This is a genomic window from Gordonia sp. CPCC 206044 (genome assembly GCF_048537895.1).
Classification (GTDB): domain Bacteria; phylum Actinomycetota; class Actinomycetes; order Mycobacteriales; family Mycobacteriaceae; genus Gordonia.
In genome coordinates this window covers 61470-76245 of the sequence record NZ_JBCLVL010000008.1, presented here as the reverse complement: position 1 = coordinate 76245, position 14776 = coordinate 61470, and the positions used below count along the sequence as shown (strand labels likewise).

General features: G+C 67.9%; 13 protein-coding genes. 4 read left to right on the top strand and 9 right to left on the bottom strand.

Going from position 1 to position 14776, the window contains the following annotated elements; translation table 11 throughout:
- Window positions 1-8 precede the first annotated feature (8 nt).
- Window positions 9-3590 (bottom strand): methionine synthase, encoded by a 3582-nt coding sequence (metH, locus tag AAFP35_RS14415; protein WP_419222320.1) that lies wholly within the window; start codon window positions 3588-3590, stop codon window positions 9-11.
- A gap of 51 nt (window positions 3591-3641) precedes the next feature.
- Here metH and AAFP35_RS14410 point away from each other — a divergent pair, with 51 nt between their 5' ends.
- Window positions 3642-4520: a PAC2 family protein gene (locus AAFP35_RS14410; RefSeq protein ID WP_419222319.1), complete on the top strand. Its 879-nt coding sequence runs from the start codon at window positions 3642-3644 to the stop codon at window positions 4518-4520.
- A gap of 6 nt (window positions 4521-4526) precedes the next feature.
- Here the strand turns inward: AAFP35_RS14410 and AAFP35_RS14405 are convergent, their stop codons facing one another.
- The 6 genes from AAFP35_RS14405 to AAFP35_RS14380 form a co-directional block, all read right to left on the bottom strand.
- Complete coding sequence (locus tag AAFP35_RS14405) at window positions 4527-4835, bottom strand: hypothetical protein (protein ID WP_419222318.1); 309 nt, start codon at window positions 4833-4835, stop codon at window positions 4527-4529.
- A 52-nt stretch (window positions 4836-4887) separates the two neighbouring features.
- Window positions 4888-6129: a cysteine--1-D-myo-inosityl 2-amino-2-deoxy-alpha-D-glucopyranoside ligase gene (mshC, locus tag AAFP35_RS14400; protein ID WP_419222317.1), complete on the bottom strand. Its 1242-nt coding sequence runs from the start codon at window positions 6127-6129 to the stop codon at window positions 4888-4890.
- Window positions 6130-6213: 84 nt separating this feature from the next.
- Window positions 6214-7119 carry an SCO1664 family protein gene (locus AAFP35_RS14395; protein WP_419222316.1) on the bottom strand — a complete coding sequence of 302 codons (906 nt, stop codon included), beginning with the start codon at window positions 7117-7119 and terminating at the stop codon, window positions 6214-6216.
- A gap of 1 nt (window position 7120) precedes the next feature.
- Complete coding sequence (locus AAFP35_RS14390; protein WP_419222315.1) at window positions 7121-7807, bottom strand: DUF3090 domain-containing protein; 687 nt, start codon at window positions 7805-7807, stop codon at window positions 7121-7123.
- Between the two features lie 25 nt (window positions 7808-7832).
- A complete protein-coding gene (locus AAFP35_RS14385) occupies window positions 7833-8615 on the bottom strand; it encodes an MSMEG_4193 family putative phosphomutase (RefSeq protein WP_419222314.1) in 783 nt (260 codons plus the stop codon).
- 82 nt (window positions 8616-8697) lie between these two features.
- Window positions 8698-9540 (bottom strand): undecaprenyl-diphosphate phosphatase, encoded by an 843-nt coding sequence (locus AAFP35_RS14380; protein ID WP_419222313.1) that lies wholly within the window; start codon window positions 9538-9540, stop codon window positions 8698-8700.
- Between the two features lie 140 nt (window positions 9541-9680).
- Between AAFP35_RS14380 and AAFP35_RS14375 the strand changes: the two genes are divergently transcribed.
- From AAFP35_RS14375 to AAFP35_RS14365, 3 genes are read left to right on the top strand one after another with little or no spacing between them, the layout of a single operon-like run.
- Window positions 9681-10781: a YncE family protein gene (locus AAFP35_RS14375; RefSeq protein ID WP_419222312.1), complete on the top strand. Its 1101-nt coding sequence runs from the start codon at window positions 9681-9683 to the stop codon at window positions 10779-10781.
- A 2-nt stretch (window positions 10782-10783) separates the two neighbouring features.
- Window positions 10784-11125, top strand: coding sequence for a DUF5703 family protein (locus AAFP35_RS14370; RefSeq protein WP_419222311.1), 342 nt, complete (start codon window positions 10784-10786; stop codon window positions 11123-11125).
- On the top strand, window positions 11119-12222 hold the full coding sequence (locus tag AAFP35_RS14365; RefSeq protein WP_419222310.1) for a quinone-dependent dihydroorotate dehydrogenase: 1104 nt from the start codon (window positions 11119-11121) through the stop codon (window positions 12220-12222). The genes AAFP35_RS14370 and AAFP35_RS14365 overlap by 7 nt, the downstream gene beginning before the upstream one ends.
- A 7-nt stretch (window positions 12223-12229) precedes the next feature.
- Here the strand turns inward: AAFP35_RS14365 and AAFP35_RS14360 are convergent, their stop codons facing one another.
- Together AAFP35_RS14360 and AAFP35_RS14355 are read right to left on the bottom strand one after the other, a co-directional pair.
- Entirely contained in the window at window positions 12230-14128 is a 1899-nt protein-coding gene (locus AAFP35_RS14360; protein ID WP_419222309.1) for a multicopper oxidase family protein, read from the bottom strand.
- A gap of 75 nt (window positions 14129-14203) precedes the next feature.
- Entirely contained in the window at window positions 14204-14749 is a 546-nt protein-coding gene (locus AAFP35_RS14355) for a YbhB/YbcL family Raf kinase inhibitor-like protein (protein WP_419222308.1), read from the bottom strand.
- Between the last annotated feature and the right edge of the window lie 27 nt (window positions 14750-14776).

Below are 14776 nucleotides of genomic sequence, written 5' to 3'. Positions count from 1 at the left end.
GGTGCCGATCACGTGTTGAAGTACTTCGCCTCCGGGTGATGCAGCACGAACGCGTCGGTCGACTGCTCGGGATGCAGCTGCAGTTCCTCGGAGAGCACCACACCGATCCGTTCCGGCTCGAGCAGCGCCATCATCTTGGCGCGGTCGTCGAGGTCCGGGCAGGCACCGTAACCGAACGAGAAACGGGCACCGCGGTATTCGAGGTCGAAGAAGCCCTGCGCCGACTCCGGGTCCTCGCTGTCCATGGACCGGCCGCCGAAACTCAGCTCGCTGCGCACCCGTTGATGCCAGTACTCGGCGAGCGCTTCGGTGAGCTGCACACCGATGCCATGCACCTCGAGATAGTCGCGGTACGCGTCCTCGGCGAACAGCTTGTTGGCGAAATCGGCGATCGGTTGCCCCATGGTGACGAGCTGGAAGGGCAACACGTCGACCGTGCCCTGCCTGTCGGCGTCCTCACGCGAGCGGATGAAGTCCGCGATGCACAGGAATCGAGAGCGCTGCTGACGCGGGAACGAGAAGCTGTGCAGCACCTCGGCATCCGGCCGGGCCTCGGCGAGCACGTGCACGGTGTCACCATCGCTGACCGCCGGGAAGTACCCGTAGACGACGGCGGCGTGCTGCAGGATGCCCTCGGTGGACAGGCGGTCGATCCAGTACCGCAGCCGCGGCCTGCCCTCCGTCTCGACGAGATCCTCGTACGAGGGCCCATCGTCACCCCGGCTGCCGCGCAGACCCCACTGCCCGAGGAACAGCGCACGCTCGTCGAGCAACTGCAGGTAATCGGCCACCGGTACACCCTTGATGATCCGGGTTCCCCAGAACGGGGGTGTCGGGACCTCGTTGTCGGCGGCGACGTCCGAGCGTGCCGGTACCTCGATCGGCGTCTCGGCGGCCTTGCGCTTCTCGGCGATCCGCTTGGACCGTTCGTGCCGCGCTTTGCGTTCGGCGGCTTTCTCCTTGGCGGCCAACGCCTCCGGGCTGTCGGGATCGGGCCCCTCGCCACGCTTGGTCGCCATGATCTCGTCCATCAGACGCAAACCTTCGAAGGCGTCGCGCGCATAGTGGACGTCGCCCTCGTAGGTGTCGCTGAGGTCGTTCTCGACGTAGGAGCGGGTCAACGCGGCGCCACCGAGGAGCACCGGGTACTCGGCGAGACCCCGGGTGTTGATCTCCTCGAGGTTCTCCTTCATGACCACTGTCGACTTGACCAGCAGTCCGGACATCCCGATGACATCGGCCCGCTTGTCGCCCGCCGCTTCCAGGATCGTCGAGATCGGTTGTTTGATTCCGAGATTGACGACCTCGTAACCGTTGTTCGACAGGATGATGTCGACGAGGTTCTTGCCGATGTCGTGGACGTCGCCCTTGACAGTCGCCAACACGATGCGGCCCTTGCCGTCTTCGCCCGTCGACTCCATGTGCGGTTCCAGGTGTGCGACAGCGGTTTTCATGACCTCTGCGGACTGCAGGACGAACGGCAGCTGCATCTGACCGGACCCGAACAGCTCGCCGACGGTCTTCATGCCCGCGAGCAGGGTCTCGTTGATGATCTGCAATGGCGGGACCTGGGCCATCGCCTCGTCGAGGTCGTCGGTGAGCCCGTTGCGCTCGCCGTCGACGATGCGCCGCTCGAGCCTCTCGAACAGCGGGAGCTTCGCGAGTTCTGCTGCACGGGACTCGCGCGCCGACGCCGCCGACACCCCCTCGAACAACTGCATCAGCTTCTGCAGCGGGTCATAGCCCTCGCGTCGCCGGTCGTAGACCAGGTCGAGCGCGACCTCACGCTGCTCGTCGGGGATGCGCGCCATCGGCAAGATCTTGGATGCGTGCACGATCGCGGTGTCGAGGCCGGCCTGCACGCACTCGTGCAGGAAGACCGAGTTCAGCACCTGCCGCGCCGCGGGATTCAGGCCGAACGAGATGTTGGAGATACCCAGCGTGAAATGGACATCCGGATGTGCTTCGTGCAGTCGGCGGATGGCCTCGATCGTCTCGATGCCGTCGCGGCGCACCTCTTCCTGACCGGTCGAGATCGGGAAGGTCAGGGCATCGATGATGATGTCCTCTTCGGCCAGCCCCCAGTTGCCGGTGATGTCCTCGATGAGTCGCTCGGCGACCTGGACCTTCCAGTCCGCGGTGCGGGCCTGCCCCTCCTCGTCGATGGTGAGCGCGACGACGGCGGCACCGTGCTCGACGACATGGCGCATGATGCGGGCGAACCGCGAGTCGGGTCCGGCGCCGTCCTCGTAGTTGACCGAGTTGACGGCGCAACGACCGCCGAGTGCCTCGAGTCCGGCGCGGATCACATCCGGCTCGGTGGAGTCGAGCATGATCGGCAAGGTCGAGGACGTCGCGAAGCGGCTCGCCAGCGCGGTCATGTCGGCGACGCCGTCACGTCCCACGTAGTCGATGTTGAGATCGAGCATGTGCGCGCCGTCGCGGGTCTGATCCTTCGCGATGTCCAGGCACTTCTGGTAGTCCTCGGCGATCATCGCCTCGCGAAATGCCTTGGAGCCGTTGGAGTTGGTGCGCTCACCGATCACCAGGAAGCTGGCGTCCTGGTCGAACGGCACCGAGGCGTAGAGCGACGAGGTCTCCGAGATGTGCTCGGGGGCACGGGTCGCCGGTGCGACCTCGGCGACGCGCTCGGCGACCTGCCGGATGTGTTCGGGCGTGGTGCCACAGCAGCCGCCGACGAAGGCGAGGCCGAAGTCGGACACGAAGTCCCCCAACGCGCCGGCCAACTCGTCCGGTTGTAGCGGGTACTCGGCACCATTCGCGCCGAGCACCGGCAGCCCCGCATTGGGCATGACCGACACCGGGATTCGGGCGTGGCGCGACAGGTACCGCAGGTGTTCGCTCATCTCGGCGGGACCGGTGGCGCAGTTGAGGCCGATCATGTCCACACCGAGCGGCTCGATCGCGGCCAACGCGGCTCCGATCTCGGAACCGAGCAACATCGTCCCGGTGGTCTCCACGGTGACGTGACTGATGATCGGGATGGCGCGGCCGAGATCGTTCATCGCCCGCCGCGCCGCCACCACCGCGGCCTTCACCTGGAGCAGATCCTGGGACGTCTCGACGAGGATGGCGTCGGCACCGCCGTCGAGCATGCCTGCCACGCACTCGTAGTAGGCGTCGCGAATCGCCGCATAGGTGGTGTGCCCGAGGCTCGGGAGCTTGGTGCCCGGTCCGATCGAACCGAGCACATAACGCGGTGTGCCGTCCGCGGAGGTGCCGATCTCGTCGGCGACTCCCCGGGCGATCCCGGTCCCCTTGTACGAAAGTTCCCGAATCCGGTCAGCGATGTCGTAATCACCCAGGTTGGACAGATTGCAGCCGAAGGTGTTCGTCTCGACCGCATCGGCACCCGCCTCGAAGTAGGCACGGTGGATCTCGGCCAGGACGTCGGGTCGGGTGTCGTTGAGGATCTCGTTGCAGCCCTCGAGTCCGGCGAAGTCGTCGAGCGTGAGGTCGGCGGCCTGCAGCATGGTCCCCATGGCCCCGTCGCCGATGAGTACACGCCGCGACATCGCCGTGAGGAATGTCGTGTCGTATTCAGTCGGGTCCGTGTTGGGGGTCGGCATGGTTGACAGCGTAGTTCGCTCTCTCTCGGGGTTCGGTCGTAGGCTGGTTCAGTGAACGCTGAGCAGAGGTCGAACCTTCCCCAGCTGCGCAGGCCCATTCTGTTGGCCGCTTTCGAGGGGTGGAACGACGCCGGTGACGCCGCCAGCAGCGCAGTCGAGCATCTGGCGCTGACCTGGGATGCGATCCCCCTGGCCGACATCGACTCCGATGACTATTACGACTTCCAGGTGAACCGACCCACCGTCAAGCAGATCGACGGGGTCACCCGACGAATCGACTGGCCCACGACGTCCGTGTCCTACTGCAGCCCCCAAGGTGCGGACCGTGACATCGTACTCGTCCGCGGAATCGAGCCGAACATGCGCTGGCGGGCGTTCTGCGCCGAGCTCGTGGACCTCGCTCAGTCTCTGGATGTGGAGACCACGGTGATACTCGGGGCGTTACTCGCCGACACCCCGCACACCCGGCCGGTCCCGGTCACGGGTACCGCCTACAGCAGCGAGTCGGCGACCCGGTTCAACCTGACGGAGAGCCGATACGAGGGCCCCACCGGCATCACCGGCGTGTTGCAGGATCTGTTCGTCCAAGCCGGACTTCCGGCTGTCTCGTTCTGGGCGGCGGTGCCCCACTACGTGTCCACGCCGCCCAACCCCAAGGCCACGGTGGCACTGCTCAACCGGGTGGAAGAAGTCCTCGACATCGAGGTGCCGTTGGGCACCCTTCCCGAGCAGGCCGAGGAATGGGAGCGGGCCGTGACCGAGATGACCGAGGACGACGAGGAGATCGCCGATTACGTCCGCGGGCTCGAGGAACGCGGAGACGCCGAGATCGACACCGACGAGGTGATGGCGAAGATCGACGGCGATGCACTGGCCGCCGAGTTCGAGCGCTACCTCAAGCGTCGCGGGCCGGGGTCGTTCGGAAGCTGAGGCGGCTCAGCCGATCCGCTCGATCGAGACCACCGGTGTGGTGATCCGCCAGGTGCGAACGTCCGGATCGTCGGCGGCGCGCACCCAGAACTGGGCCGACTCCCCCACCCGGCAAGACTTGACGCCCAACAGCGGGATGTCCTCGGAGTCCCTCCGCAGGCGGCTCACCGCCCACTCCTCGCTGTCGGTGCCACCGACCCCGGGTGCCCGGAGCAGCGTCATCTCGTCGAAGTCCAGCAGGTATGTCGATGTACGGGTCACCACTGTCCACACCCCGCCGACGGTGTCCGGCTTGATCTCCTGCGCGCGTGCCACGGAAGAACTGTACCGAGCCGTTCCCCGACGGTCGCGGGGACATCGAGCCCGTTCAGCCGAGATCGACTCCCAGCAGCGCATCGACGGCGCGCGCGATCTCGGCAGGCGCGTCGGTCGATCCGCCCAGGCCCAATTCCACGTCACGACTCCAGGCGTCCACCGCCGCAAGTGCTTTCGGGGTGTCGAGATCGTCGGCCAGATGCTGACGGAGACGGGCGATCACCGGGGCGGCGTCCGGTCCGGCAGCGGCCCGGGTGGCTGACCGCCACCGGTCCAACCGCGTGAACGCATCCTCGAGGACGGCATCGGTCCACATGCGATCGGCCCGATAATGCTCCGACAACAGGGCAAGGCGAATCGCTGCCGGTGCCACCCCCTCACGGCGCAGCACCGACACGAACACCAGATTGCCGCGGCTCTTGGACATCTTCTCGCCGTCGAGGCCGACCATCCCGGTGTGCACGTAGTGCCGGGCGAACCGCTGCGAATCGGTGAGAGCCTCACCGTGCGCCGCCGAGAACTCGTGGTGCGGGAAGATCAGATCATTGCCGCCGCCCTGGATGTCGAACTCCACTCCGAGCCTGTTGAGGGCGATCGCCGAACACTCGATGTGCCAACCTGGCCGTCCCGGCCCCTGCGGCGAGTCCCACGACGGTTCGCCGGGTCGGGCAGCACGCCACAGCAGGGCATCGAGCGGGTCGTGCTTGCCCGGGCGGTCGGGATCGCCGCCGCGTTCGGCGAAGAAGCGCTCCATGGTGGCCCGGTCATAACCGGATTCGTAGCCGAACTGCTCGGTGGCGTCAACGCGGAAGTAGACGTCGGGGAACTCGGCGTCGTCGACGACGTAGGCGGCACCCGACGCGAGCAGCTTGCCGACGACCTCGATCACCTCGCCGACCGATTCGATCGCCCCGATGTAATCGCGTGGCGGCAGCACCCGGAGTGCGGCCATGTCGTCGCGGAACAGCTGGATCTGCTCCGAACCCAGCTCACGCCAGTCCACCCCGTCACGGTCGGCCCGCTCGAACAGCGGGTCGTCGACGTCGGTGATGTTCTGCACGTAGTGGACCTGATGGCCGAGGTCGCGCAGCACACGATTGACGATGTCGAAGGTGACGTAGGTGGCGGCGTGACCGAGGTGGGTCGCGTCGTAGGGGGTGATGCCGCAGACGTACATCGTCGCGGTCTCCCCGGGACTCACCGGTCGCACCTGTGCGTCGGAGGTGTCAAAGAGGCGGAGTGCCGGCCCGGAACCCGGGATGTCCGGCAGGGCGGGATCAGGCCACGACTGCATGCGTCCACTGTATGGCGCGGTTCAAACGGCGGAACATCTGGTGCGCCTTGGGACCGTCGTGACGCCGGTGAGCCGGACTCGATGTCAGAACGGCGGCCAGGGAATCGGGTGATGGCCGGGCGGGTGCGGCATGGTCTCGCGGGCGACGAGTTCGGCGGCTCGCTCGGCGAGCGCCAGGATCTCGACGGTCGTGATGTGTTCGGCGAGCGCGCGGGTCAGCGGATGTTCGTCATCGGTCAGATGGTCGACGAACCCGGCGAGATCTGCGAGCAGGTGAGCCGGCACCGGCTCGCCCGCCCAGCCCCACAGCACGGTGCGCAACTTGTCGTCGGCATGCAGGCAGATGCCGTGGTCGACGCCGTAGACGCCTCCGTCGAGCCCCTCGAGGACGTGGCCGCCCTTGCGGTCGGCGTTGTTCAGCACGATGTCGAGCACGGCCATGCGTTGTAGCCGCGGGTCGTCGGCGTGTACCAGCACCACCGGCTCTCCGGTCGGGTCCAGCGCCCGCAGGATCGCCCGGTATCCGGTCGGGACCGTGTCGGCAGGACACAGATCGACCATCTCCACCCGAGGGACGGGAAGTTCGGCACCACCGACGTGGGCCGGGGTGTCGTCGTTGTCGGGGGTGATGACCCATCGCTGCACCATGCCGGGGCCGAGCGGGCCGGCGCGGTGCAGCGTCGTGGGGATCACCGACCACCCGAGCGCCTCGGACACCAGATACGACGCCACCTCGCGGCCGGCGAGGGTGCCGTCGGGGAAGTCCCACAGCGGCACCTCGCCACGCACCGGCTTGTAGACGCACCGCACCTCGGTGTCGTCGAGGACCGCGTCACAGACCAGCGTCGTGTTGCTGGCCGTCGGGATCCGGCCGACGATGATCAGCTCGCCCTCACGCAGTACGCGCTCGACCCCGTTCGGGTCGGTCGGCGGTCGGTCCGCGTCGTCGGATGCGGCCGGGTGCGGATCGGACGGTTCGGAGATGGTCACGTCAACTCTGCGGCGCCGCGGGCGGATCGTCGTCGTCGGTGTCGCCCGGATCCGGGTCCAGGTAACCCTCGTCCTGCATCGAGAGGTTGCGGAACACATCGGGGTCGACGAAGTCGAGCGACTTGCTCAATTCCGCACCGCGTTTGTACCCGTTGGTCCGGACGCACAGGTGACCGTCGGGATCGAGCGGCTCCTGGCAGAGCGGACACGGCTGTCTGCCCGCCGAGATGACCCGCGACGACCGGGACGCGAACTCCCGCGCCGCCTCGGTGGTCAGGAACACCCGCACCGCGTCGGGACCTTCGTCGGTGTCGTCGAGCACGACGCTCTCGTCGAACTCGCCCTCGGTGATCGCGAGCAACTCCACGACGACCGCCTCGGACTCGGCATCCCAGCCCAAACCCATGGTCCCCACGCGGAATTCGGCATCGACAGGCATCGCCAACGGACTGAGGTCGCCGATGCGGTCGTCATCCGGGGGTATCGGGGTCCCGAAGCGCCGATGTATCTCCTCGAGCAGTGCGCCGATCCGATCGGCCAGGATCGCCACCTGCTGCTTCTCCAACAGCACACTGATGATCCGTGTCTCGTGAACGGCCTGGAGGTAGAACGTCCGGTCCCCCGGCTGGCCGACCGTACCGGCGACGAACCGGTCCGGGCTACGGAACACGTGTATCGCGCGAGACATCACACCTCCTTGATTCTGTGGTCCATTATCCGCGCGCCAGGGGTGCCGCCGCAGCCCGCACGCCACGATCGTGTCCGTCGACGCCGGTCGCACCGCCCACGACGGCGTCATCGCCGGCGCTCTGCTCTGTTTCCGACGTCTCTGTTTCCGACGTCGCCTTGTCGCGGGGCGGCAAGGGCACCGACAACACGGCGGTGTTGTTGACGGTGTGCACATACGGACGGGTCGAGCCGTAGCGGATGATGCTGATCGACGCCGGTTCCACCACTATGCGCTGGAACTGGTCGAGATGCGTGCCCATTGCATCGGCGAGCACGGCCTTGATCACGTCGCCGTGCGAACACGCCACCCAGACCCCGCTGCCGTCCTCGCCGCCGTGGATGCGGTCGAGCCGCCGGATCGCGGCCACCGCGCGCGCCTGGACCGCGGCCAGTCCTTCGCCCTCGGGGAACACCGCGGCCGACGGGTGCTGCTGCACCGTCTTCCACAGCGGCTCGGACAGCAGATCTCGGATGGCGCGGTTCGTCCAGGTCCCGTAGTCCACCTCGGCCAGATCGTCCACGACGAGTTCGTCGACCTCACGGTCGGCGCGCAGCGCGCGCAGCAGCGGCGCGACGGTCTCGGCACAGCGGTCCAACGGCGAACGCGCCACCACCGATATCTCCTCGAGACACCCGCCGAGGCGGTCGACGAGCTGTGCCGCCTGGTCACGTCCCTTGTCGTCGAGCGAGACGCCCGGTGAACGTCCGGCCAGGACACCCGACGTGTTGGCCGTGGAGCGTCCGTGGCGCACGAGTATCACGGTCATGTCTCCAACCATAGGCGTCAGCGGTGCGCGGAGGTGGCACCCGGCGTTCGCCTGCGGCGGAACGGTCGTGGCGTACCGCTGATCAGGTGGCGTTGATCACTCCGGTGGACAGCAGGATGATCAGGGTGACGCCGAGGATGACGCGGTAACCGCCGAACCAGTTCATCGAGTGTGCGCTGACGAAACGGAGCAGCCAGGCGATCGACGCGTAGCCGATGACGAAGGCGATCGCGGTGGCGACGAGCAGTTGGGGTCCGGTGGCCTCCATTCCCTCGCCGCTCGGATCGAAGGCGTCGGGCAGGCTGAACAGACCGGACGCGGTGACCGCGGGGATCGCCAACAGGAACGAGAACCGGAACGCGGCCTCGCGCTCGAGGCCGAGGAACAGACCGGCACTGGCGGTCGCACCGGACCGGGACACACCCGGTACCAGCGCCAGACATTGGGCCAGGCCCATGATCACCCCGTCGCGCAGCGTCAACTGCTCCATCGAACGCTCTTTGCGGCCGTATCGTTCGGCCAGCCAGATCACCCCGGCGAACACGATGAGAACGGTCGCGACCAGCCAGAGATTGCGCCCGGTGGTCCGGATCTGGTCCTTGAACAGGAAGCCGAGCACACCGATCGGGATGGTCGCGAAGATCACGTACCAACCGATCCGATAGTCCAGATCTCGCTGTTCCCGATCGGCGAGGCCACGGAACCACGCCGCCACGATCCGCACGATGTCCCGTGCGAAGTACACGAGGACGGCGGCCTCTGTGCCGAGCTGCGTCACAGCGGTGAACGATGCTCCCGCGTCGCCGCCGAACATGATCTCCGACGCGATCCGCAGGTGGCCAGACGAAGAAATCGGGAGGAACTCGGTGATTCCCTGCAGGGCGCCGAGCACGATCGACTGGGCCCAGGTCATGGTGTCGGTCACGGCGGCTGATGGTACGTGTTCGCATCGGTACCCACCGCATCGGTGAGCCCGGCGTTTCCGGGCAGAGCGCCCGGATCGGGCATCGCCATGCTGCCCGACCCCGATCGAGGGGGCCGGTCACCGTGACGCAAGATGGTGACATGGCACCCCAGCACAATCCGCATCGTCCGTCCCTGTTCACAGGGGTGTCCCGCTCTCGAACAGTCGCCATCGGGGCGTGCACGCTCGCCGCCGCCCTGGTCTTCGCCGGGTGCGGATCGTCGGATGATTCGTCCACGCCGGACGTGCCCACTGTGACACCCGCCACGGCATCGCCTGCCCCCGCCGGGCCCGCGGCCGCCCCGGCCGGACAGGTGATCCCGACGCCTGCAGGCAGTCGGGATCTCGCGTTCGACGACGGGGTCGTCGCCGTCCTCGATCAAGCCGGGACCGCGGTGCTGCGATTCGGGGCCGACGGTCGTGCGGCCGAGCCCGCACGTGTCACCACCCCGGCGCTGACGCACATCGCCGGGGCCGGGGACGGCACCTTCGTCGGCCTCGGCCCCGGCGTCGTGGCCCGCATCGCCCGGGACGGATCGGTCACCACGGCCGAGACCGCCGACGATCCGACCGCGGTGGCCCTGACCGAGGCGGGCCAGGTGTTGGTGGGCACCGCGGACGGTCGGGTACTCGTGCTCGATCGCGACCTGAAACCGGGACGCGTCATCACCGGGTTCGTCCGGGTCGACGACATCACGGTCTCCCCTGCCGGGGCCGACCTCGACGACGCGCAGGTCGTCGTCCTCGACAACGCGCAGTCCTCGGTGACCCCGATCGACCTGCAGGACGGATCCCACGGGGCCGCCCTTCGGGCCGGCAACGGCGCCACCAACTCGGTCGTCGACCACTACGGCCGGATCCTGGTCGCCAACACCCGCGACGGCGAACTCATCGGGTTCTTCGGATCGCCCCTGGTGATGCGGTTCCGCTACCCCGTGGCGAACGGCCCGTTCGCCGTAGACTACGACGACACCCGCAACCTGGCGTGGGTGTCGACGACGGCGAACAACGAGGTGGTGGCGTATGACCTGTCCGGAGGCGAGCCCACGGAGAAGCACCGCTTCGGGACCGTCGCCCAACCGGACCACATCGCCGTCGACGACGCGTCCGGCACGGTGTTCGTCCTCTCGGCGCGCGGCGGGCTCCAGATCGCCCCGCCCGACCGGCAGACCGAACCCGGTCCGGCTCCCGCAGGCGGATGACCATGTCGGCTAGCCCCGGATACGGTGAGGCCTCGCCGCGACGCGCCCGCAGCTCGTCGCGTCACGGATCCCGCCACCCGGTCGGCTGGGAGGTGAGTTCGGAGACGCACGAGTGTCTGCTGCTCAATCTGCCACCCGATGTCACCCGGGTGACCGCGTCGATGCGCCTGTCGATCGAGGCGGAGTTCGGCGGCTGGGAACTACGCCGAGTGCGGCTCTACACCGACGGCACCCGAAAGGTGTTGTTGCGCAGGAAGAAACCACCGCGTGCGCGCACGTTCGAACACCGCGAGCACCTACTCGACGACACCGGATATCCGGAGAACGGAGCCACGGCGTGCTGAGCCGGATCAATCGTCTGATCTATCCGCTGGTGTTGCGGGCGATGTTCCTGCTCTCCCCCGAACGCATCCACGGTATCGCCGCGCGTGCGATCGGCATCACCGGCCGCACACCCGGTCTGCGCGACCTGGCCGCGACACTGCTCGCCACCCACGACCCCCTCCTGCGGCAACGGGTGTTCGGAGTCGACTTTCCCGCGCCCGTGGGCCTGGCCGCCGGGTTCGACAAGACCGCCTCGGCGGTGAATGCGTGGGGACAGCTCGGTTTCGGCTACGCCGAGATCGGCACCATCACCGGTCAGCCGCAGCCGGGCAACCCGGCTCCTCGCCTGTTCCGTCTGCCCGCCGACCATGCACTCGTCAACCGGATGGGCTTCAACAACCCGGGCGCGGTGGTCGCGGCACAACATCTCGGCGAACCCCGCCGCGGCCCGGTGAGCGTGCCGATCGGCGCCAACATCGGCAAGACCAAGGTGGTTCCGGTGGACGCCGCGGTCGACGATTATCGGTTCAGCGCACGGACTCTCGGACCGTTGGCGGATTTCGTGGTCGTCAACGTCAGTTCTCCCAACACGCCGGGCTTGCGTGATCTGCAGGCCGTCGACTCGTTGCGACCGATTCTCGCCGCGGTGCAGGAGGAGGTGAACGTGCCGGTGTTGGTGAAGATCGCACCCGATCTGGCCGACGAGGACATCGACGCGGTCGCCGACCTCGCCGTGGAGCTCGGCCTCGCCGGGATCGTCGCCACCAACACCACCATCGAGCGTTCCGGGTTGCGGACCGACGCCGCCGAGGTCGCCGCGATGGGCGCCGGCGGGCTCTCGGGCGCGCCGCTGGCCGATCGCTCGTTGGCGGTCTTACGACGGCTGTACGCGCGCGTCGGTGGTCGCGTCGCGTTGGTGAGCGTGGGCGGCATCGAGACCGTCGACCAGGCGTGGGAGCGGATCTGCGCGGGAGCCGACCTCCTGCAGGGCTATACGTCGTTCATCTACGGCGGCCCGTTGTGGGCCAAGGAGATCCACGACGGCATCGCCGCCCGCGTCCGGGCAGGCGGATTCGCCTCGCTGGCCGACGCGGTCGGCAGCGCGGCGCGCGCCTGAGGCGAGGTCAGGCCCGGACTCGCAGGCGTTGCATCATGTCGTGGTCCTCGTGATCGAGGTTGTGGCAATGCCACACATACCCTCGGGTCCCGGCCTGAGGATGCTGATGATCACGATGCGCCGGTTGCCGTGATCCCGAGCCGGTGACGTGATGTGCACCGCCGTCGGACATGGCCACCATCTCGGCCCCGGCCGGAACCCGGATCACCGCGTCCGGGTCGAATCCCAGGTCGTCGGCCGACGGCCATTCGACCAACAGGCTGGTCACCGTGTCCTCGGGGCAGTGCACGGTGTCCTTGAATCCGCGCTCCCAGAGTTCGGGTGGATGCACCGGACCGAAGACGTACGGCGCGGGTGACGGCGCCCAGCGACGGTCGACGTCGACGGGTGGCGGGTGCGCCGCGACGTAGGCGCCGGAGTTCAGCGCCCGTCGCCCGATGACCCGGAACCGCGCGAGGTGGATGTGGATCGGATGCTCGAACGGCAGCGTGTTCACGATGTCCCAGCGCTCGACCGTCCCCGCCCGTGCCACGTCGACGTCGTCGGACATGAAGGCGAGATTGTTGATCAACAGCATCGCACGCACCGGCAACGGCAGCGAGTGCGCCGCATTGGCGGTCCACATCAACGTCATCGTCCGGTGCCGTTGCAGGGTGGGCGGTTTCGGCAGCGTCGCGGGCAGGTTCGGTCCACCGCGGAGTCGGTGCGGCACGGTACCCGTCCGCACCGTCGCACCGCGGGCGACGAAACGCATGACCGAGGTCAATGGCGGCACCATGAACAGCGTGTTGCCGATGCTGTTGGGGGCCACGTTGCGCACCTCGACCGATTCACCGTCGGCGAGCGCGCCGAAGTCGACGAGTACATCCATGCGTTCGCCGGGTACCAGGGTGAGGGCGGTGATCTGTTCGGGCCGATCGAACAGTCCCTGGTCAGAGCCGATCACCCAGAACGGCAGAGGTCTGGAGAAGGTCAAACGGAATGTGCGCGAATTGGATCCGTTCAACAGGCGCAGCCGGTACAGGCCGCGGGCGACGGTGTGTGTCGGCCACGCGACCCCGTTGACCAGACCGACGTCACCCCACAGGCCACCCTGGTTGCCGCCCTGCGGAAGGAAGACAACCTGACGCGCCTGGAGGGTGCCGTCGGCGTTGAACGTCCGGTCGGCGATCAACAGCGGCAGTTCATGCTCTCCCGACGGTAGGCCCAGCGGATTGTCGGCTCGACCGGTGTCGAAGCGATCGCGCACCAGGTAGAAACCGGCCAGGCCCGCCTGTACGTTGAGCCGCGTGATCCCCATCGCATGGTCGTGATACCAGAGGGTGGCGGCCTCCTGGCGATTGTCGTACCGGTGTTCGGCCACGCCGCCGGGACGCCATGCGATGGTCGGATGGCCGTCGTACTCGGGGCTGGTCGGCGCCCCGTGCAGGTGGACGACCATGCGGGGACGTATCCGGTCCTCGTCGCGCACCCCCATCATCGTCGTGTCGACGTCGTCGGCCAGGACGTGACGGCCAAGCGAGTTCCGGAATCGGATGTGCGACGGCACATCCGACTGCGCCTCCAGCACCGGACCATGGATGTGCGGGCCGTAACCCCACACGCGGGTCGGCGCGAGGTCGCGGTGGAAACGGTGCATCGAGTCCTGCGCCACCACGAGCCCGTCGGCGGGCCGGACGGCCGGCAGGGTCAGGTCGTCGACGTAACGCGGCAACGGCGGCGAGGAGAAGTTGAGCGGACTGTTGATCGCCGGCTGCGGTTGCTGCGGCAGGTTGCCCGGCAGCGGCGGCAACGGTACCGACGGCGGCCGCGCGTCGGCGATCGCAGGCCTGCCCAGCGTCGCCGTCACACCGACGCCCAGCGTCGCGGCCAACCACCGCCGACGCGAGAACTCTCGCCCACTCACCCGTCTGCCTCCCCCGCATCACCCCGACAACTCTCGGAGAATGCTACGGGGGCTTGGGTTTACGCCTCCGGCGGGTCAGACGTTCTCGGACGCCTGCTCGTAGGTACCGACGATGGTCGCCCGCGCGATGGAGTGCGAGAACAGGTTGAAGCCCAGGTATGCCGGGGTGGCACCGTCGGGGAGACCCAGCGATTCCACGTCCACCGCATGCACCACCACGAAGTACCGGTGCGGCCCGTGACCGGGCGGCGGTGCGGCGCCGACGAAGCGTTTCAGCGACGCATCGTTGGCCAGTGTGAGGGCGGCTCCGGGGAGGCCGCTGCCCGACTCGTCCCCGGCACCTTCGGGCAGCGACGTCACCGACACCGGGATGTCGGCGACAGCCCAGTGCCAGAACCCGGAGGCGGTCGGCGCGTCGGGGTCGTACACGGTGACCGCGAAACTCTTGGTGTCCGAAGGGAATCCGGACCAGCTCAGCTGGGGCGAGAGGTCCTCGCCGCCGGCACCCATCAGGCCGCTCACCTGCTCACGGCGCAGGGATCCACCGTCGGTGACACTCTCGGAGGTCAGGGTGAAGCCGGGCAGGTTGGGCAGCGGATCATAGGGGTTGAACGACGACATCAGATCACCTTTCTCGCGTCAGCGCGG

Coding starts and splice junctions, on each gene's coding strand:
- metH (WP_419222320.1), bottom strand. CDS start 3,590: ATGCCGACCCCCAACACGGACCCGACTGAATACGACACGACATTCCTC.
- mshC (WP_419222317.1), bottom strand. CDS start 6,129: ATGCAGTCGTGGCCTGATCCCGCCCTGCCGGACATCCCGGGTTCCGGG.
- AAFP35_RS14390 (WP_419222315.1), bottom strand. CDS start 7,807: ATGTCTCGCGCGATACACGTGTTCCGTAGCCCGGACCGGTTCGTCGCC.
- AAFP35_RS14385 (WP_419222314.1), bottom strand. CDS start 8,615: ATGACCGTGATACTCGTGCGCCACGGACGCTCCACGGCCAACACGTCG.
- AAFP35_RS14375 (WP_419222312.1), top strand. CDS start 9,681: ATGGCACCCCAGCACAATCCGCATCGTCCGTCCCTGTTCACAGGGGTG.
- AAFP35_RS14370 (WP_419222311.1), top strand. CDS start 10,784: ATGTCGGCTAGCCCCGGATACGGTGAGGCCTCGCCGCGACGCGCCCGC.
- AAFP35_RS14355 (WP_419222308.1), bottom strand. CDS start 14,749: ATGTCGTCGTTCAACCCCTATGATCCGCTGCCCAACCTGCCCGGCTTC.